Source organism: Sphingomonas alpina, from assembly GCF_014490665.1.
GTDB lineage: Bacteria > Pseudomonadota > Alphaproteobacteria > Sphingomonadales > Sphingomonadaceae > Sphingomonas > Sphingomonas alpina.
Genome location: NZ_CP061038.1, coordinates 4,730,160 through 4,749,654 on the forward strand (window position 1 = coordinate 4,730,160; position 19,495 = coordinate 4,749,654).

Annotated in this window: 18 protein-coding genes and 2 pseudogenes; 8 read left to right on the top strand and 12 right to left on the bottom strand. The window is 63.8% G+C overall.

Annotation, left to right across the window (positions count from 1 at the left end):
* Positions 1-41: 41 nt before the first annotated feature.
* The 4 genes from H3Z74_RS22295 to H3Z74_RS22310 all read left to right on the top strand — a co-directional run bounded on the left by H3Z74_RS22295 (position 42) and on the right by H3Z74_RS22310 (position 3,660).
* Positions 42-1,556: a sensor histidine kinase gene (locus H3Z74_RS22295; protein ID WP_187761674.1), complete on the top strand. Its 1,515-nt coding sequence runs from the start codon at positions 42-44 to the stop codon at positions 1,554-1,556.
* Positions 1,553-1,999 carry a response regulator gene (locus H3Z74_RS22300; RefSeq protein ID WP_187761675.1) on the top strand — a complete coding sequence of 149 codons (447 nt, stop codon included), beginning with the start codon at positions 1,553-1,555 and terminating at the stop codon, positions 1,997-1,999. The genes H3Z74_RS22295 and H3Z74_RS22300 overlap by 4 nt, the downstream gene beginning before the upstream one ends.
* A complete protein-coding gene (locus H3Z74_RS22305) occupies positions 1,996-3,048 on the top strand; it encodes a sensor histidine kinase (RefSeq protein WP_229726733.1) in 1,053 nt (350 codons plus the stop codon). Before H3Z74_RS22300 ends, H3Z74_RS22305 begins: the two co-directional genes overlap by 4 nt.
* 417 nt (positions 3,049-3,465) lie before the next feature.
* Entirely contained in the window at positions 3,466-3,660 is a 195-nt protein-coding gene (locus H3Z74_RS22310) for a hypothetical protein (RefSeq protein WP_187761676.1), read from the top strand.
* Positions 3,661-3,775: 115 nt separating this feature from the next.
* On the opposite strand, the gene H3Z74_RS22315 is transcribed toward H3Z74_RS22310, so the two are convergent.
* Entirely contained in the window at positions 3,776-4,669 is an 894-nt protein-coding gene (locus H3Z74_RS22315; protein WP_187761677.1) for an EamA family transporter, read from the bottom strand.
* Between the two features lie 107 nt (positions 4,670-4,776).
* Between H3Z74_RS22315 and H3Z74_RS22320 the strand changes: the two genes are divergently transcribed.
* Positions 4,777-5,250 carry an Lrp/AsnC family transcriptional regulator gene (locus tag H3Z74_RS22320; RefSeq protein ID WP_187761678.1) on the top strand — a complete coding sequence of 158 codons (474 nt, stop codon included), beginning with the start codon at positions 4,777-4,779 and terminating at the stop codon, positions 5,248-5,250.
* A gap of 168 nt (positions 5,251-5,418) precedes the next feature.
* On the opposite strand, the gene H3Z74_RS22325 is transcribed toward H3Z74_RS22320, so the two are convergent.
* The 5 genes from H3Z74_RS22325 to H3Z74_RS22345 all read right to left on the bottom strand — a co-directional run bounded on the left by H3Z74_RS22325 (position 5,419) and on the right by H3Z74_RS22345 (position 9,888).
* On the bottom strand, positions 5,419-6,651 hold the full coding sequence (locus H3Z74_RS22325) for an ABC transporter permease (protein WP_187761679.1): 1,233 nt from the start codon (positions 6,649-6,651) through the stop codon (positions 5,419-5,421).
* Positions 6,652-6,786: 135 nt separating this feature from the next.
* Entirely contained in the window at positions 6,787-7,593 is an 807-nt protein-coding gene (locus tag H3Z74_RS22330) for a class I SAM-dependent methyltransferase (protein WP_187761680.1), read from the bottom strand.
* Positions 7,594-7,622: 29 nt separating this feature from the next.
* On the bottom strand, positions 7,623-8,405 hold the full coding sequence (locus H3Z74_RS22335; protein ID WP_187761681.1) for a class I SAM-dependent methyltransferase: 783 nt from the start codon (positions 8,403-8,405) through the stop codon (positions 7,623-7,625).
* A gap of 152 nt (positions 8,406-8,557) precedes the next feature.
* Positions 8,558-8,917, bottom strand: a complete 360-nt coding sequence (locus tag H3Z74_RS22340) for a VOC family protein (protein WP_187761682.1) — start codon at positions 8,915-8,917, stop codon at positions 8,558-8,560.
* 38 nt (positions 8,918-8,955) lie between these two features.
* Positions 8,956-9,888 (bottom strand): threonine ammonia-lyase, encoded by a 933-nt coding sequence (locus H3Z74_RS22345; RefSeq protein WP_187761683.1) that lies wholly within the window; start codon positions 9,886-9,888, stop codon positions 8,956-8,958.
* 92 nt (positions 9,889-9,980) lie between these two features.
* Between H3Z74_RS22345 and H3Z74_RS22350 the strand changes: the two genes are divergently transcribed.
* Both H3Z74_RS22350 and H3Z74_RS22355 read left to right on the top strand, forming a co-directional pair.
* On the top strand, positions 9,981-10,457 hold the full coding sequence (locus H3Z74_RS22350; protein WP_187761684.1) for an Lrp/AsnC family transcriptional regulator: 477 nt from the start codon (positions 9,981-9,983) through the stop codon (positions 10,455-10,457).
* 107 nt (positions 10,458-10,564) lie between these two features.
* A complete protein-coding gene (locus tag H3Z74_RS22355) occupies positions 10,565-11,014 on the top strand; it encodes a hypothetical protein (protein WP_187761685.1) in 450 nt (149 codons plus the stop codon).
* Between the two features lie 12 nt (positions 11,015-11,026).
* On the opposite strand, the pseudogene gyrB reads toward H3Z74_RS22355, so the two are convergent.
* The 4 genes and pseudogenes from gyrB to recF form a co-directional block, all read right to left on the bottom strand.
* Positions 11,027-13,527: pseudogene (gene gyrB / locus H3Z74_RS24795) on the bottom strand (DNA topoisomerase (ATP-hydrolyzing) subunit B).
* 96 nt (positions 13,528-13,623) lie between these two features.
* Positions 13,624-14,265, bottom strand: a complete 642-nt coding sequence (locus H3Z74_RS22365) for a hypothetical protein (protein ID WP_229726736.1) — start codon at positions 14,263-14,265, stop codon at positions 13,624-13,626.
* Positions 14,266-14,393: 128 nt separating this feature from the next.
* Positions 14,394-15,170 carry an OmpA family protein gene (locus H3Z74_RS22370; protein ID WP_187761686.1) on the bottom strand — a complete coding sequence of 259 codons (777 nt, stop codon included), beginning with the start codon at positions 15,168-15,170 and terminating at the stop codon, positions 14,394-14,396.
* 84 nt (positions 15,171-15,254) lie between these two features.
* Positions 15,255-16,332 (bottom strand): annotated as a pseudogene (gene recF / locus H3Z74_RS22375) (DNA replication/repair protein RecF).
* 144 nt (positions 16,333-16,476) lie between these two features.
* Here recF and H3Z74_RS22380 point away from each other — a divergent pair.
* Complete coding sequence (locus H3Z74_RS22380; protein ID WP_187761687.1) at positions 16,477-17,043, top strand: carboxymuconolactone decarboxylase family protein; 567 nt, start codon at positions 16,477-16,479, stop codon at positions 17,041-17,043.
* 51 nt (positions 17,044-17,094) lie between these two features.
* On the opposite strand, the gene H3Z74_RS22385 is transcribed toward H3Z74_RS22380, so the two are convergent.
* Positions 17,095-17,889: a Coq4 family protein gene (locus tag H3Z74_RS22385; protein WP_187761688.1), complete on the bottom strand. Its 795-nt coding sequence runs from the start codon at positions 17,887-17,889 to the stop codon at positions 17,095-17,097.
* A gap of 51 nt (positions 17,890-17,940) precedes the next feature.
* The gene (locus H3Z74_RS22390; protein WP_187761689.1) at positions 17,941-19,485 is read right to left on the bottom strand and encodes an ArnT family glycosyltransferase; all 1,545 of its coding nucleotides are present in this window, start codon (positions 19,483-19,485) and stop codon (positions 17,941-17,943) included.
* Between the last annotated feature and the right edge of the window lie 10 nt (positions 19,486-19,495).

Sequence of the window (19,495 nt, forward strand, 5' to 3'; positions counted from 1 at the left end):
TGGTGCTGGCCTTCTCTCGGTATCGGTCATAAAGCGAAACAATGTTTCGCGCGCTCGTCAGACGGCTTGGGGTCCGTGAAGCCTTGGTCGGACGAGCCCTGATCGCGTTCATGGCGATCGGGTTTCTCAGCCTGCTCGCCGCCGGGTACGCAGCCTATCGCTCCACCACGCAAAACGAGCAGCATAGCCAGGCGGTCAACCATACCTATGAGGTCGAGATCGCGATCGACCAGGCGAGCATCCTGATCGAGCAGGGCGAGACCTCGCGTCGCGGCTATCTGATCACCGCGCAGCCGAGCTATTTCGACACCTATGCAACGGTTGCGGCGAAGGTTCCCGCTGCGCTGACGCGTATCGCCACGCTCACCGCCGACAATCCGCGCCAGCGCGCCAACATCGCCCGGCTGACCCTGATCGTCGCGGATTTGAAAGCGCAGCGTGACCGGACGATCGCGCTGGTCAAGGAAGGGCGGCAGGCCGAAGCGCTGCGCGTCTTTGGCGAAGAGACCGCAGCGCGACGGATGCGGAACATTCGCGAACTGGGCAGCGCGATGGGCGATGAGGAACGCCGTTTGCTCGCCATTCGCGATGCCGAACAGCGCGAGAGCCTGCGGACGTTCTACGGCACGCTGATCGTCGCTGCTATCCTGCTGCTGCTCGTCGCGATCGCGTCGTTGCTGACGGTGTTGCGCTATACCCGCGACCTCGCCGCGTCGCGCGACGTGCTGCGCGACTTCGCCGATTCGCTCGAGGGGCTGGTCAATGAGCGCACCGCCGACCTGTCGCGCGCGAATGAGGAGATCCAGCGCTTCGCCTATATCGTCAGTCATGATTTGCGCAGCCCGCTGGTCAATGTGATGGGCTTCACCGCCGAACTCGACGCGGCCACCGCCGCGATCACCGACCTGATCGATCGCGCCGAGGAGAAGGCGCCGGACATCGTCACCGAGGAAGCAAGGCTGGCGGCGCGCGAGGATCTGCCCGAGGCGATCCGGTTCATCCGCACCTCGACCCAGAAGATGGACCGGTTGATCAACGCGATTCTGAAATTGTCCCGCGAAGGCCGTCGCCTGATCGCGCCCGAGCCGCTCGACCTGAACGCGATGGTCGATGCGATCGGCGGATCGCTCAAGCATTTGATCGACGACCGCGGCGCCACGCTGAACGTCGAGGGCAGCCTGCCCCCGATCACCAGCGACCGGTTGGCGGTCGAGCAGATCTTTTCCAACCTGATCGAGAATGCAGTCAAATATCTCGACCCGAAGCGCCCCGGCTGGATCATCGTGCGTGGCAAGCGCGAGGGCGTGCGGGTGACCTACGAGATCGAGGATAATGGCCGCGGCATCGCGCCGGGCGATCATCAGCGCGTGTTCGACCTGTTCCGCCGCTCGGGCCATCAGGACCAGCCGGGCGAGGGCATCGGGCTCGCCCATGTCCGCGCTTTGGCCTATCGCCTTGGCGGGGTCATCGATGTTGCTTCCGACCTTGGCAAGGGTGCGACCTTCCGGTTGACCCTGCCGCTCACTCTAGCCGACCCACAGGATAATCGCTCATGAACGACCATCGCTCCGTCAGCATCGTGATGATCGAGGATGATGAGGGGCATGCCCGCCTCATCGAAAAGAACATCCGCCGCGCCGGCATTCTCAACGACATCACGCACTTCACCGACGGGACGAGCGCGCTGCACTATCTGTTCAACGACGCAAACGGCCCGGCGCTCAACGGCCCGGCGCTGGTGTTGCTCGACCTCAACCTGCCCGACATGAGCGGCACCGATATCCTGGCCAAGATCAAGAGTGAGCCGCTGTTGAAGCGCACGCCTGTTGTCGTGTTGACCACCACCGACGACAAGGTCGAGATTCAGCGCTGCTACGATCTGGGCTGCAATGTCTACATCACCAAGCCGGTCAATTATGAAAGCTTCGCCCAGGCGATCCGCCAGCTCGGCCTGTTCCTCTCGGTCATCCAGGTGCCGGATATCGAGGGCCAGGCTTGACCCCCAGCGTGCCGATCTCCGGGCCGGTCAAGGTCCTCTATATTGACGATGATGCCGGGCTGCGCACGCTGGCCGCGCGGTCGCTGACGCGGCGCGGCTATGCCGTTACGCTGGCGGAGGGCGGTGCCGAGGGGCTGGCGCTGGTCGGCGCCGAAACCTTCGATCTGGTCGCGGTGGATCATTACATGCCCGGCATGGACGGGTTGGAGACGCTGAAGAAGCTTCGCGCGCTCCCGGCAGCGCCCCCGGTCGTCTATGTCACCGGATCGGAAGAGGGCCGGATCGCAGTCGCCGCGCTAAAGGCGGGGGCGGCTGATTATGTCGTGAAGACGATCGGCAGCGATTTCTTCGACCTGCTGGCCTCCGCGTTCGATCAGGTGCTCAAACGCGCCGCGCTCGAGCGCGGCAAGGCAGCGGCCGAGGAGCAGTTGCGCGCGAGCAATGCGCGGCTCGAAACCCTGCTCAGCGAGGTCAATCACCGCGTCGCCAACAGCCTGCAGCTGGTATCGGCAATGGTACGGTTGCAGGCCGGGGCACTGGATGACGGCGCGGCGCGCGACGCGCTGGAGGACACGCAGCGTCGCATCGCGGCGATCGCACAGGTGCATCGCCGGCTTTATACCTCGAACGATGTCGAGAGTGTCGACATGCAGGAATATCTCGGCGCGCTGGTCGAGGAACTGGGCGAGACCTGGTCGAGCAACGCTGCGCCGCGCACCCTGTCGCTTGCCGCCGATCCGATCCGCTTGAAGACCGACCGTGCGGTGTCGCTGGGCGTGATCGTCACCGAGCTGGTCAGCAATGCGTGCAAATATGCCTATCCGGGACGCGCCGGCGAAGTGCGGATCGCGCTCAGCCAGGACGATGGTGAGCATTTCCTGCTCGCGGTCGAGGATGACGGTGTGGGCATGGTCGAGAACGGGCCGGCGCGCGGTACCGGCCTCGGTACCAAGCTGATCCGCGCGATGGCGCAGAGTCTGCAGACGATCGTCGAATATGACCCCGGCCATAGCGGCGTTCGCGCCACGCTGCGCGGTGCGCTCAACTAGCGCATTTTTCGATTTGAGCGGATTCACCACGCCGCGCCTGGTGCGAGCGAAGCGTGCAATCCTGTTCTCGACACCGGGAAAGAGCGCGCCGGTGCCAGCCCGGCAAGGCGCCTCATGCCTGATCCTGGGTGATGGTTGAATCGCGTCGGTGGCGGGGCTGCCGGGAGGGCGGCGAGAGATATGGGACACCCCATTGTGCCATATTCCGGCGCGGGGCAGGCGAAGCACGCTGTCAATCGTGACAAATCTCATGATTATCATTATGTAGTAATGGCTTAGCTGGCAGCATAGCGATTCCTGGTATAAACGATATTGATAGAAATCCCGTTCTGCTATCCATGAAATGGATAGCTGGGCCGGCGATGTACCGAATTTTCCTGTTGCCGGTGTGAAACTCCGGTGTCGGATGGTGACAGCATGTCTGTTCTCGGAGAATTTCTACAGCTGCTGCTGGCAAGTTGCGGCGTTGCTCTGCTCATTGGATTGCCGACGCATTTGATACTGCGCAGGCTCGGCCGTTACAGCCTCCCCGCTTATCTGGGCACCACCGCCCTTGGCGTCGTAGCTATTGTCGACATCATCGCCCTCTCGGCGATAAGGATGCCCGCGTGAGATATTGAGCAGCACCGGATTGAGCGTGGTGCTGGTTTTTGCGGCCCTTAGCCTGGTATGCGCGTCGGTCTTCTGGTGCGTCTCAGTCCGGCGACGTATTGTGTCCCCATATTAATCAAGCGTCCGGTTGAGGAGCACCGCCTTTGTTCGCCGTCATCGCGGCACCGATCGAAGAGCATATGATTAGCCCAACCGCCAACCACTGTGCGCCTGACAACAACTCGCCCAGGAGAACCATGGCGATCAGCGCACCCATGGCGGGTTCTGCGCTCAGGAGCGTGCCGAAGGTGTTGGTTGGCAATCGTGGCAGAGCGATCATCTCCAATGTGTACGGAAGAGCACTCGACACGATGCCGACGACGAGTCCGAGTACAAGCACTTCCGGGCGCAGCATCGCGGCGCCTGCATGGACGATGCCGACTGGCGCCGCGATGATGGCGGCGATGACCATGCCACCCGCTACAGCCGTGGTTCCGTGGTTCTCTCCCGCCCGCTTGCCCATGATAATGTAGACAGCCCAACAGGCGCCGGCTGCACCTGCGAGCGCGACACCCCGCCAGTCGAGGTGGGCGGAACCCTTCCAGATCGGCAGCAGCAAAGCCAGTCCGGCGACGGCCAGCGCGATCCACAAGAAATCCACCTTGCGCCGCGAGTTCAACAAGGCGACGGCGAGCGGCCCGGTGAACTCGATCGCGATGGCAATACCCAGAGGTATGAACGTCAAGGACTTGTAGAAGACAAGGTTCATGATACCCAACGCGACACCGTACGGAAGAAGTGAACGCCAGCCTGATCGGGTGAGGACTCGCCACGGCCGGAATGCAATCGACAGCACGATTGCACTGAAGATGAGGCGCAGTGCCGTTGCGCCCTCCGGTCCGATCGCCGGAAACAACCCTTTCGCAAGCGACGCTCCGACGCTGATCGACACAAGCGAGCCGAACAGGGCAGCGATGGCTATGGGATCGATACGCGGGTCGAGCGGCCGCGCTATGGCAGTTGTGGTCATGCGGTTCTTTCGAAGGTTTGGGACAGGCGCAATCTACGGAAACGCCCTGCTCGAAGCGGTCGAAATTCACTCGTTCTCGATAAACTTTATCGGCTACATCCCTCCGAATGAACAAGACGGTTACACTCGACAGCTTCGACCTGAAGCTTCTCAAACTGCTTCAAATCGATGCGCAGCAGCCAGTAGCGGAAATTGCGGAGAAGGTCGGGCTTTCGCCACCGGCCTGTTACCGGCGTATTCGCCGCCTGCGCGAGACGGCAGTGATCGAGCGGGAGGTGGCAATTGTTCGACCGCGATCGCTGGGCTGGCCGCTATCGATGATTGTGATGGTCACGCTCGAACGCGAAGATGCGCGAACCATCGATGAGATGATGCGCTTGCTGGAGCGGGAACCGGAAGTGATTGAAGCCTGGAATGTCACCGGGGATCACGATCTCGCGGTGCGGATCGTTGCGCGCGACATGGAAGGCTATGACGAATTGGTGCAGCGCTTGTTCTCGGCCAACGATCGCGTCCGCAGCTTCAAAACATTGGTGGTGATCCGGCAGGTGAAGCCGCTCAGTCCGGTTCCAGTCGAATGACGCCTCCTGCAAATATTCGACGTGCCATGGTTGGTCGCCGATAGGCCATCTCTGATTTTCCGCAGGCTTGAAAGGCCACAATCCGGCATGATTTATTTTGGGGGCACAATACTAAACTTTCAGGCTAATTAGTATTGTGTCCCCATATTAGGCTGCAAGCTTCAAGGCTTAGGTGTGCCTCAACACAGCGGCCGGATCGATCGCTGCGGCTCGAACTGCCGGATAGAGGGTGCTCAGCAGCACGCCAGAGGAAACCAGCGCCACAATCCAGGTGATTTCTCCTCCGGAGATCGCAAGTGGCAGGGAAAGCAGGACGTCCAGTTCTGCCGATGGATGCGCGATCTGCATGCGAAGCGTCTGCGTGATTGGGTCCTTGGCAGCTTTGAGGGTCAGTCCCACGCCGAGGCCGGCGGCCTCTCCGGCAAGTCCGATCGCAGCGCCCACTCCGACAAAAACCCTGGCGATCGATTTTCTCGACATGCCCATGGTTCTCAGTATCGCTATCTCACGTGATTTGTAGCGGACGAGCATCACCATCGAGGACAGAATGTTCGACAGGGCGATAAGCGTGACCATCGAGATGATGATGGTCATGGCGACGCGCTCCTGCTTCAAAGCGGAGAACAGCACGCGGTTCATGCTTTGCCAGGTCGCCAGGCTGTAGTCGTGGCCAAGGCTATTGCGGATGGTCTTGACTACGGCATTCTGCGTGTCCGGATTGACGAGCCTGACGTTGATCCTGGTGGCAGCGGATTTTGTGCCAAGTATCGTGCGGAGGTCGTCGACGGGCATGATCGCCCGCCGGCTGTTGAACGTGTAAACGTCTGTGCTGATTATGCCCGATACGATGAAGTCGTAATTGGCGACGGTGAGAATTTCGCCATCATGTCGTATCGAGGTAATCGCCGCATGCTCTCCGATGCCGACGCCAAGGCGGGCCGCCAGGTCGCTGCCAATCGCCAGGGTCGCCGGACGAGCCGGCGCTTCACCGACGACGATTGCCGTCTTGCGCTGGAAAAGCGGACCCGCCGTCATCCTGGATGGATCGAGCCCCTGCAGATCAGCGGCAAACGATCTCCCATTGGCCGTAATCAAGCCTGTGCTGTCCAGCGTTGCTGTCGCCGCCTCCACGCCATCGATCCCGGCAAGCCTCTGTTCCAGCCGGGCTGGACGCTCAATTCGATGCCCTCGGGCAGTGACAAAGATGTGGCCGTCTACGGAGGCGATCTGACCAGCCAATCGAGCCTCGGCAGCGTTCATGAAGCTGACGACCAGTACCAGTGAGGCAACGCCGATGGTCACCCCTGCGAACCCGATCGCGGCAATGAACAGAGCCAGACGCCCACCCGCACCTGGAATCAGAAATCGGGAGATGAGAAGCCTCTCGTAGGTAGTAGGCAATCCCATCCCCTGATTTAAACCGACATGTTCAATCTTAAACGATGCCTGATTTCAGGCAAACGTAAAGCAGCCTCGGCCAGGGTACATGGCTTGTGATCCCCGGTGCCCCCTCCAACCGACGACCTCCGGATTTCCTCAGCCCGGCTTGCGGAACTTGTAGATGAACTGGTCGGTCTTGCCGCGTACCGCCTTGTCGAACACCGCGAGCGTGTGATCGTCGTTCTTGTTGGCGAGGAGTGCGCTTTCGCCGACGAATTCGAACCCGGCGGCGACCACCTGCGACTTGACCGTCGCCGGATCGATGCGGTGCAGCGTGTCGGTATCGCGCATCGCCGATCCTGCAGCGGCGGCATGATCGATGATCAGCAATGTCCCGCCGGGTTTCAGCGCGGCAAAGGCCAACTTGTTGAACACCGACGGGTCGAGCGATCCCATGAACTTGTCGGGATAATCGTGATAATTCTGCGCGGTGAAGACCAGATCGACCGGTTCGGCGGCGGTCAGGGATGTCGCCGGCTGAGTCGAGGCGCTGACATTGGCGAAGTCGGCCGTTGCGCCGAGCTTCTGGTAATCGGCGACATTGGTACGCGCCTCGGCGGCATAGGGCTGCGGCCAGATGCCATAGACATGGCCCGACGGACCGACCGATTTGGCGAACAATTTGGTCCAGTATCCGCCGCCGGGGATCAGGTCGATCACCTTGTCGCCGGTCTTCACCCCGGCAAAGGCGAGGATTTCCGGCCCGTGCCGCGCCGCATCGGTCGCGGTCACGGTACCGCGTGCGGGATCGGCCGCTGCCGCGGCGATATGGGCGGGCAGCGTGCCGGCCGGCGCGGTGGCGTTGGCCGGTGCGGCTACGGTGTCATTCGCCGGCGCCGCGGCGGGACCGCACCCGGCCAGCGTGCCGCCGGCAAGCAGAGCGGCGAGGATCGTCGTCTTCATCGAAACAACCCTTTCTGATGTGAAACGGATCAGCGCGGTTTGCGGAACTTGAAGACGAACTGATCGGTCTTGCCGCGGATCGCGGGGTCGAAGACCTTGGCTGTGTGGTCGTCGGCCGGATTGGCCAGCACATCGGAACTTCCCTCGAAGGTGAAGCCTGCCGCCACGACCTGTTGCTTGACCACCGCAGGATCGATGCGGTGCTTGGTTTCGGTCCCGGTCAGGCCGCTGCCCGGCGCATCGGCATGGTCGCTTACGATATAGAGGCCGCCGGGCTTGAGCGTCTTGAACACGGCGGCGTTGAACGCATTCAGGCCAGCTTCGCCGACGCCGTTGTTGGGGATGTCATGATAATTCTGCACGGTCCAGAACAGGTCGACCGGCTGATCGACCGTCGGCAGTGATGCGGTCTGCACTTCGGCGGTGACATTGGCGAGGTTGCGGGCGCGCAGTTCCGGCAAGGGCTTCTCGGCATATTTCGCGGCGGCCGCCGGCCACAGCGCCAGGACATGACCCTTGTGCCCGACCACGCCGGTGAAGATGCGCGTCCAATATCCCGATCCGGGCAGGAAATCGATCACCCGGTCGCCCGGCTTCACGCCGGAAAAGGCCAGCATTTCCGCCGCCTTGCGCCGCGCATCGTCATTTGCCTGGTCGGCACGTGCGGGATCGGCGAGTGCCTTGGCGATCTGCGCTCCGGCTCCCGTCTTGTGTGACTGGGCGGCTGCTTTTTTCGCATGGGCCGGCACGCTGCCGGACGTGGTGATCAACAGCGCGGCCAGGGCCGCACCAGCAAGCTTCGCTGCCGACATCATCTCTCTCCCGCGCCTGCCGCCGACCTGCCGTGATGGCACCGCACGGCATTCATTACGCTGGATGATAATCGCTTGTCGGGCGGCGTCCATCGGAAACCATGAACGGCCACCGCCATGGCATGAACGTCCCGGCCGATGGCGGCGATGGATTATTCCGGTTTGTGGCAGACGAATTCGATCAGGCGATCATCGGGGTCGCGCAGATAGCCGGCATAATAGTTCGGGTGGATATGTGGTGCGAGCGCGGGTGCCCGGTCGAGTGTATGTCCGGCTGCGCGGCCAACCTCATAGATGCGGTCGACCATTGCGCGATCGGGTGCGGCAAAGGCGAAATGCACCGCCTCCGATGGCTCGCCCTCGCCGATGAAGAAATCGAGTGTCGTGCCGTCGCCGAACCCCTTGGCCGGGCCGTCGACCTGCAAGCTATAGCCAAGCGGCGCCAGTGCGTCGGTGTAGAAGCGCAGGCACTCATCGAGCCGGCGCGTTTTGAGTTCGAGATGGTCGATCATGGTCTGTCTCTTTGGTGGTCGGGGTTGCAGGTCAGGACTCAGGCAGGATCGACATTGCCGCCGCACAGGGGCACAGCGATGCGCTGCCCGCGCCAGCGCGCCGGATCGGCGATCACTGCCGCCAGCCCGGCGGCGCCGGCGGGCTCGACCGTCAGGCCGAGATGCTGGTGGAGCAGCCCCATGGCATGCCGGATCGCATCGTCATCGACGTACAGCACATCGTCGACCACCGATCGGACGCTGCTCACGGCATAAGGAATGGGTACGCGCACCGCGATGCCGTCGGCGATGGTGTGGAGGCCAGGTTGGGCCGCCACCGGGCGATCGAGCACGGCATCGGCCATTGCCGGCGCGCCGGTTGCCGCCACGGCGACCATCCGGGCCTGGGGCATGGCATGTTTCAGCCAGGTCCCGACGCCGGCGGCGAGCGCGCCATTGCCGAGCGGCACGATCATCGTGTCGAATGCCGCGTCGCGCACCATCTCCAGTGCGATCGTGCCCGCACCTTCGGCGATCCATTGCTCCGCGCCATCCTCGACATAGCGGACACCGCCACCTCCCGCATCGCCTCGCGCAGCATCCTTCGCGGCATCGAAATCGGCGCCGGCCAGCCGGACCTGGGCACCAAGGCGGCGCATCGCCCCGACCTTGGCGGAGACGGCATTGGTGGCGGCATAGACGGTCAGCGTGAGGCCGTGGCGGCGCGCGGCCCAGGCAAGGCCCTGGCCGAAATTCCCGGCCGATCCGCATACCAGCCGTGCCGGCCGCTCTTCGCCGATCAACCGGGCGACGAAAGCGCCCGTACCGCGCCCCTTGAACGAGCGGATCGGGTTGGCCGTCTCGTCCTTCAGGATCAGTGTCGCGCCGAGCGCGGCGTCGAGCGAAGCCGAGTGCCGCAGCGGCGTATCGAGAAAGACCGGATCGATCTGGGTAAGCGCCGCGCGGATGCCGGCCGGAGTGGGATTGTCCATGACCGGAAGATATCGCGCCGCGGTGCCGAAATTCGGCAAAGTGCGTGTCGAGTCTGCACGAAAACGGCGTCATTCGATGCTAAGATGCCGATATGACGCGCCTTGCACAGATTGACGGCTTCGACCGCAAGCTCCTCGCCATCGTCCAGCACGATGCCGATACGCCGACCGACATCCTTGCCGAACGAGTCGGGCTATCGGCATCGGCCGTGCTGCGTCGGCTGAAACGACTGAAGGCCGATGGAGTCATTTTGGCAAATGTCGCGACGGTCGATCCGCTCCGCGTCGGCAAGCCGACCTTCTTCGTGGTGGCGCTGGAAATCGAACGCGAGCGGCCCGAGCTGCTCGGGCGGTTGCGGCAATGGCTGAACGCCGACGCGCATGTCCAGGAAGTCTTCTACGTCACCGGCAGTGCTGATTTCATCCTGATCGTGGCGGCACCGGATGTAGAATCCTATGACGCATTGATGAGCCGGCTGATCGCCGACAATCCCAATGTCCGTCGCTTCACCACCAATGTCGCGCTGGGCGTGGGCAAACGCAGCCTGGCCATTCCGATTGACCTGTAAGGCACGCCGCAATGATTGATGCGTCAAGTGATCCGGCATTTGCCGCCGCCCTTGTCAGTGAGGGGCCTCACCCGGACATACCGCCGGCACATCGTCTGTTTGCGCCCATGATCGGGTCCTGGGACCTGCTGATCACCTGGCTCGACGTCGACGGCAGCGTGGCGCGGCAGGAGCGTGGCGAATGGCATTTTTCCTGGGTGCTGGAAGGACGCGCGATCCAGGATATCTGGCTATGGCCGCCGCGCGGCGATCGCACCGCGCGACCGGGCGAGGGCGAATATGGCACCAGCCTCCGCTATTTCGATGCGGCACTCGGGGCGTGGCATTCGCTGTGGGTCGGCCCGATGCACAATTATATCCGCCGCTTCACCGCGCGGGGCATCGCCGACACGGTGGTGCTGGAAACGCTCGAAGGTCAGGCGGCGATGCGCTGGACCTTCGATGCGATCGAACGCGCCGCCTTTTTGTGGCGCAACGAAGTGCTGGATGACGCCGGGTGGCGCATCCAGCAGCATTTCGTTGCGAGCCGTATGCGGACGTCCGGCGATCCCGGCTGACCAAAGCTGACCTCAAACGTCGAGATTGGCGACGCTGAGCGCATTCTCCTGAATGAACTCACGGCGTGGTTCGACCACATCACCCATCAGGCGGGTGAAGATCTCGTCCGCGACATCGGCTTGGTCGACCTCGACACGAAGCATCGAGCGGACCTGCGGATCGAGCGTCGTCTCCCACAGCTGATCGGCATTCATCTCGCCCAGCCCCTTGTAGCGCTGGATCGACAGGCCCTTGCGGCCCGCGGCGAGGATCGCGTCGAGCAGCTGGCTGGGCCGCGCGACCATCGTTTCGCCCTTGGCCAGCGTGACCGGCACGTCATCGTCATCGTCCGTCTCGCTCGCGGCTTCAGCTTCGGCGGCGGCCGCTGCCGACGCCTTGGTCGAGACCAGCTTGGCGGTCTGTTCGTAGGATTCAGCCTGCTCGACCGCCAGCGCATGGAGCTTGCGCGCCTCCGCCGATCCGAGGAACGCTGCCTCGATGATGTGATGGTCGGTCACACCGCGCCATATACGCTCGAAATGGATGCCGCCATCCTCGGTCAGTCGCACCGACCAGCGTGCTTCCGGATCGGCGGCGTTGAGCCCCGCCGTCACCACGGTCACGGTGGCGAGCCGGTCGGCGCGCGCAGCGTTCGGGTCGAACGCTCCGCCCATCGCCAGCGCCTCGACCATCGTCGCATCGTAACGCCGCGGCACATAGCGCATCAGCGTGCGCATGCGCCGCGCATGGTCGACCAGGCTGCGCAGATCGGCGCCGGAACGCGATCCGCCTGCCGCACCGTCGAGCATCGTCGCGCCCACGCCATTCTCGACGAGATATTCGTCGAGCGCATTGTCGTCCTTGAGATAGACTTCGCTGCGCCCGCGCGTCGCCTTGTAGAGCGGCGGCTGGGCGATATAGAGATAGCCGCCGGTGATGATCTCGGGCATCTGGCGATAGAAGAAGGTCAGCAACAGCGTGCGGATATGCGCGCCGTCCACGTCTGCGTCGGTCATGATGACGATCTTGTGGTAGCGCAGCTTCTCGATCTTGAAATCGTCACGGCCGATGCCGGTGCCCATCGCCTGGATCAAGGTGCCGATTTCGCGGCTCGACAACATCCGGTCGAAGCGTGCGCGCTCGACGTTGAGGATCTTGCCGCGCAGCGGCAGGATCGCCTGGAAATGCCGGTCACGGCCCTGTTTCGCCGAGCCGCCGGCCGAGTCGCCCTCGACCAGGAACAGTTCGGACTTGGCCGGATCGCGCTCCTGGCAATCGGCGAGCTTGCCGGGCAGCGAGGCGATGTCCATCACGCCCTTGCGCCGGGTCAGCTCGCGCGCCTTCTTGGCCGCTTCGCGCGCGGCGGCGGCGTCGATGATCTTGGCGACGATCGCCTTGCCGTGCGCCGGATTCTCTTCGAGCCATTCGGCCAGCTTGTCGGCCATCAGGCTTTCGAGCGGCTGGCGTACCTCGGACGAAACCAGCTTGTCCTTGGTCTGGCTGCTGAATTTCGGATCGGGCAGCTTGACCGAGACGATCGCGGTCAGGCCTTCGCGCATATCGTCGCCGGTCAGCGTGACCTTCTCTTTTTGAGGAGGCCCGACTTCTCGGCATAATTGTTCAGCGTGCGCGTCATCGCCGCGCGGAATGCGGCCATGTGCGTGCCACCGTCGCGCTGCGGGATGTTGTTGGTGAAGGCGAGGACGTTCTCGTAATAGCTGTCGTTCCACTCCAGCGCGACGTCGATCGTGACATCGTCGCGGGTGCCGGAGATGGCGACCGGATCGGGCATCAGCGCGATCTTGTTGCGGTCGAGATATTTCACGAACGCGGCGATGCCGCCTTCATAATAGAGTTCGACCGCCTTTAGCTCTTCGTGCCGCGCATCGTTGAGGAACAGGCGCACGCCGGAATTCAGGAAAGCGAGTTCGCGATAGCGATGCTCGAGCTTCTCGAAGTCGAATTCGGTGATCTTGAAGGTGGCGGGCGAGGGGAAGAAGGTGACCTTGGTACCCTTCTTGCCGTTTGCCGGGCCGACGATCTTCAGGGGCGCGACCGCATCGCCGAACGCGAAGCGCATATAATGCTCCTGGTCGTCACGCCAGATCGTCAGGTCGAGCCATTCGCTCAGCGCGTTGACCACCGAAACACCGACGCCGTGAAGTCCGCCGGACACCTTGTACGCATTGTCGTCGGAAGTGTTCTCGAACTTGCCGCCGGCGTGGAGCTGAGTCATGATGACCTCGGCCGCCGACACGCCTTCCTCGGTATGGATGCCGGTCGGAATGCCGCGGCCATTATCCTCGACCGATACCGATCCGTCGGGATTGAGCGTGATGTCGATCCGGTCGCAATGCCCGGCCAGCGCCTCGTCGATCGCATTGTCGCTGACCTCGAACACCATATGGTGGAGGCCGGAACCGTCATCGGTGTCGCCGATATACATGCCGGGGCGTTTGCGCACTGCGTCCAGGCCCTTCAGGACCTTGATCGAGTCAGCGCCATAGTCGTTCTTGTTGGGGTCTTCAGCCATACCGAGTATATAGGGATTCGCTCTCGGAAACGGAAGCAAAATGGCGGCGCGCGCGGAGCACCCCGAGGATGCGCCGACGCGCGCCGCCGATCCTGCTTATTCAGTCTTGGTTGTGACCGTTGTCGTCGTCTTCTCGGCCGTGCCCGAGCGCTTCACGACACGGCGCACCGGTTTGCGCACGGTGACCTTCTTGCGTGCCACGGTCGCCGGCGCGGCACTCTTGACCGTCTCGGTGGTGATCGTCGTGGTGGTCGGTGCCGGCGGGGCGATCACGATCGGCGCGGGCGGGGGCGCGGCGCGTGCGGCGGCGGCATCCGCAGCAGCGGCGTTGGCCTCCTGTTGCGCGGCTTGGGCGCGGGCATTGGCGGCTGCGGCTTCCTGCTGCGCATCGGCTGCCGCGGCGCGTTCGGCATTCACCGCTTCGTTGCGATTGCGCTCGGAAATGCCAATCGCCGTATCGGCAAGCTCGGAGGCGCGATTGGCCTCGGCGATCGCCTGATCCTTGCGCTTCGCGGCGAGATCCTCCTCGGCGCTGCGCAGCGCGGCCTGGGCCTGGGCCTGCAGGCGGGGGACTTCGCCCGAGGCACCGAGCTTGTTCGCCGCATCGACCTTTGCCTTGGCTGCGGCGATCGCCTCATGGGCGCGATCGGTCTTGCCGCGCGCAAAGGCGGGTGTAGCTGATGAAAGTAGCAATGCGGAGACGCATAGTGCGCGTGTCATCATTGAATAGTTACGCATAACTCTTCTCCTGAAATTCTAAAGCGGCGACGTAACGAACTCCGAAGCTCGGAAGTTCCGTGGCTTCATTCTCCGCAGTCAGCCGGAGTATCAGTCGCCACAAATAAGCGACTGGTACTCTATTGATTTTAATCGCTATTGCTGAAACGATCGGCGCGTTGGCCAAGCAAGGTCACTTCGACCCGACGATTCTGGCGCATGCCGGCCGGAGTTGCATTGGTCGCGACCGGATCGGCCTCGCCATGTCCGACCACCGAGAAGCGCGCGCGAGTCACGCCCATCTCATCGAATGCGGCGCGCACGCTGTCGGCGCGGCGTTCCGACAGCGCCTGGTTATGCGCATCGGTGCCGCGCGAATCGGTATACCCGTCGATCGCCACGCGCACGCCGCGTTCCGAGCTGAGATAGTCGGCAAGCGGGCGCAATTTCTCGATCGCACCGGGCCGCAGTACTGCGCTGTCGGTCTTGAACAGCACATCTTCCTGCAGGCGCAGCGTTGCGCCACGCGACGTCTGGCGGAACCCGTAACCGCGCATCGCGCCGCGATCCCAGCCGCCGCGTTCTTCGACGACCACGGCATGATCACGGCTGTTCCAGTCGAAACGATCGCGACGCGAGCCGGCGACGTTGGCAAAAGCGCGATTGGCGGCCCGAGCTTCGCGCGGATTGACGCGACCGTCACGGTTGAAGTCGAAATTGCGCATCACGAAGGCACGGCCGCGATTGGTCGTGCGCAGTTCGGGATAGAGGATCGGCACGCCCGCACCGATCAGGCGGTATTCGCGGTCGCCGTGACGGCCACCACCCCAGTCCCAGCGATCCTGGGCAAAGACGGGGCTGGCACCGGCGATCAGCGCGGCGGCGGTGGCGGCGATAGCGAGTATCGGCTTGTTCAATTTTGTCATTATTCGTCTCCTGGCCCCCGCCCGATACGGCTCAGATGACAGGAAGCGCTTGAATGGCGCGTGAGTTGCCCTGACAGGTTGGGTTCACCCAGCGCTGGCGCCCAATGTCATGCGAAACGCATCGGGGCCGAGAGCTGCGAACAGCGCATCCTCGGTGCCGGTCATCCATACCTGTCCCTGGCCGGCGAGCCGCTCGAACAAGGCGGCGCGGCGCACCGGATCGAGATGCGCCGCGACCTCGTCAAGCAGCAGGATCGGCGCAAGGCCGGTGCGCGCGGCGACGAGATCCGCATGGGCGAGGATCAGGCCGAGCAACAGGGCTTTCTGCTCGCCGGTCGAGCACAGCGCGGCGGCCTGGTTCTTGCCGAGATGGGTGACGGCGAGATCGGTGCGGTGCGGGCCGGCAAGCGCACGCGCGGCGGCCGCATCGCGCGCGCGGCCCCGGGCGAGATCGACGGCAAGCGCGTCGCCGGCGCCGGTCCAGCCCTCCAGCATCAGCCCGGCGCGCGCGAACGGGCCTTCGGGCTGGTCGGCCAGGGTGATGCCGAGTGATGCGACGGTATCGCGCCGCGCCAGGTCGATCGCCGCGCCATGTTCGGCCATTTGCGCCTCGAGCGCGGTCAGCCAGTCTGGGTCGGGCGGGCTTTCTTCGGCGAGCAGCCGGTTGCGCGCGCGCATCGCCGCTTCATAGCGATTGCTGTGCACTGCATGGCCCGGGTTGAGTGCGAGCGTCAGTCGATCGAGAAAGCGTCGGCGTTCGCTCGCGGGTTCGACGAACAGGCGGTCCATCGCCGGGGTCAGCCACAGGATCGCGAGCCACTCCGACAGCGCCGTCGCGGCGGCGGGGGGCGCCCTGGATCCGGACGATGCGGCGTTCGGGTGCCGAGGCCTGGGTGCCGGTCGCGATCTGGATCGTGTCGTCACGGTCCCCGGCAGAGCGGAGATCCGTCGCCACGCCGAAACCGCCGGGCCCGTCCTGACGCGCCATCTCGCCCAGCGGCGCACGGCGCAGCCCGCGGCCGGGCGCGAGCAGCGACACCGCTTCCAGTATATTGGTCTTGCCCGCGCCATTCTCGCCGGTCAGCACGACGAAGCCCGGCCCCGGCGCGATCACGGTATCGGCATGGTTGCGAAAATCGGTGAGGACGAGGCGAGCGAGCATGATCGTCGAGTGCCTTAGCGCGAAACGCAATCGCGGGTGCGATTTTCGCACCCAGTGCCGATGGAACGAAAGCGGTCGTCAATCGCTCCGGCGCCATCGTGCGGGAATCGCGATCTGCCCATTTCGACATAACCGGAGAATTCCATGCGCCTGCCGCTCATTCCGCCCGCCGACCTGACCGACGCCCAGAGGCCGCTCTATGAAGATATGAAGGCCGGAATCGCGTCCAACTTCAACGATTTCAAAACCGTGGATGCAGATGGCGCGCTGATCGGCCCATGGAATCCCTGGCTGCACGAACCGGTGATCGGCAAGGCTGTGTGGGATCTGACCAAAGCGATGTCGATGCAGGCGACCCTGCCCGACAGCGCAAGGCAGGTCGCGATCCTGGTCACCGGGGCGCATTTCGACGCCGCCTATGAAATCTATGCGCATATCGCCGTCGCCGAGCGCGAGAAGATGCCGGCCCGGCGGCTGTCCGAGCTATGCGCCAACATCAAGCCGGTCGACCTCAGCGACACGGAAAGCGTCGCCTATGATGTCGCCTTCGCGCTGGTCAATGGCGGCGTGCTGCCCGAGCCATGCTATCGGCTCGCCGTCGATACCTTTGGTCAGCATGGCGCCAACGAACTGATCTATCTCGTTGGCCTTTATGCGCTGGTGTCGATGACGCTCAACGGCTTCAACGTGCCGGTGCCCGAGCGCGACTGATCGGGCATCTGTCCGAGAATTCGCGAAGGCGGCGAATTCCCGGATACTTTCTCAAGCGGCTGCCCGCTCCGGCTCGGCAACGGTCTTGTCAGCCTTCGGCGCGCTGAGGTAGGACGCCAGTTCGGCGCCCAGTTCGCGCTGCGCGCGCAGATAGGCGATCGGCGTCACGATGTTGAGCCGCGCGCGCGCGGCTTCAATTGGCTCATGCAGCAGCTGCAGATAATCCTCGCCGGAGATCCACTTCGCCTTGCGGCCGTTGCGATAGCCTTCCCACACGGCCCGGGCGAACAATGTGCCCCCGGTGACCTTGAGGCTCTTGAGCGCAGCGGCGCCGCCGATGAACGCCCAGCCGAGCCCGCCGACCTGGGCATAGGAAAATGCCACCAGGGCCGCTTCGCCCAGGCTCTCATCCGCCTTGTACCCGGTCAGCACGTGCCAGATGTCGTGCGTGTCGCGCACCCGCCGCCCGAACCAGGCATAGGGATGCGGCATGTCTTCTTCGCGATTGATCTTGCTGATCTCGGCAAGGCCGTCGGCCGAATAGCCGGTGGTTTCGAGGAAATTGCGATAGGCCGCGCCGACCGTGCCAGGCGCGAAACTCGCGACGAATGCCTTGTCGGTGAAACGCTGTGCCAGTTCGACTCGCTCATAAGCCATCCGTCCGCCCTCTTCGGTGGCGATGAAGCGCGCATAGTTCATCGGCGCATTGCCGACGTTGAGCGCACGCATGATGCGGAAAACCTGTGTCGTGTCGTCGCCATTGGCGAGCAGCTTGCGAATTGCGTCGAACGCGGTCCGCCAGTCGCGGCGGCCACTGGTACCGGGGAAGGGAGGAAGCTTTGCCATTGAGTCGATCCTTACTGACAGGAATGTTAGTAGCGATCGGCAACTGACTTGTCAATGCCCCGGGATGCGCTGGTAGATGACACGTTTGCTCGGGCCGACCTGCCATTCGGCGACCGAGCGATAGTCGCGGGCAAGATCGACCTGCATTTCGTCCCAGCCGGGCGTGTAGGTCTTGCTTTGCGGCGAGGTGCGCGAAACCACATAGGTCGGGCGATTGGCCATGATGCGCCGCATCTCGGTCAGCGCATCGACTCCGACGGCGCCGACTTCGCGCTTGTTGTTGAGATGGTCGGGGAACGGCCAGCGAGTCGGCAGGCAGCTGTTGGTCATCATGTAGAGAATCGGGTCGCCGTCATAGATGTAGAGGCAATCCTTCAGCAGCGGCTTCAGCATCGCGGCCATTTCGCGCACCTCGGCGCCGGTGCCGCGTTCCTTGCGGAAGCGCGCCGAGGTCGTGGCGGTGACGATGCTGGTTGCGAGCATCAGAAAGACCGCCGTCGTCATCAGCCGCGACCGGCCGCGAATGATCAGCGCCACGCCGGATCGCGGATCGCCCATCAACGGGGCGGCGGCGACCGCCAGCGGGACATATAAGGGCAGCGCATAATGATCGAAATAGCTGCCGAATATCAGCACCGCGCCCAATGCGGCCAGCGCCCAGCCGGCGATGATCCGGCGCGCAAGGCTCTTGGACGGCGTCTCGTCGGGATCGCGCGCGCGGGCCCCTGCGATGCCGTACCAGGCCGCGACCGACAAGGGGATCAGGCGGATGATGATCGCCGCCAGCCGGCCGAGCACGACATCCACCGGCTCGGCGCGCCGATCGAAGATCGAGGTGAAATTGGCATAGACAAAGGCATCGCCTTGTCCGGCCGCGGCGAAATACCACCAGGCCGCGCCGGTCGGGGCAAGGCCGAGTATCGTCCAGCCGAGCGCCAGCATCAGCACCGCCGCCGGGCTAAGGCCGGACTTCCAGGCGCGCCATAGCAGGACCAGACCGAGAAATCCGCCTTCGAACAACACGGTATATTTGATCTGGATCGCCAGGCCCATCAGCAGCATCGCCGCCGATCCGAGCAGCACGGCGCGCCGATCGAAGCGCGGGCGCTCGAGCGCCGCCAGCATCGCCCAGACCGAGACTGCCACGAACAGATTGTAGAACACCGGCGATTGCCCGCCGTCGCCGCCGGAGATGCCGAGCGAGGTCAGATAGACGATCCCGGCGGCGGTAGCACCGCGCGGATTGGCGATGCGGCGGGCAATGGCGCGGATGACGATGGCGGTTGCGGCGACGAAGCCGGTTGCGACGAGTTGATACTGGATGACGCCTTCGCCGCCCAGCGCGCGGATTGCGGCGAAGATCAGGAACAGGCCGACCGGCTTGCGATCCCAGATGTCGCGATACGGCATCGCGCCGTGCCACATGCGGTCGCCGACAAAGAGATAGAATTGATCGTCGACATGGATGACCGGATTGCCGAACTGCACGGCGCGGGCCACGAGGGCGACGAACAGGCACAACCAGGCCGCGCCGAGCGGCGTTGAAAGTCGGTCGAGCAACGATGTACGCCAGGTGAGGGCGGAGCTATCGTTCATCAACGCGGCA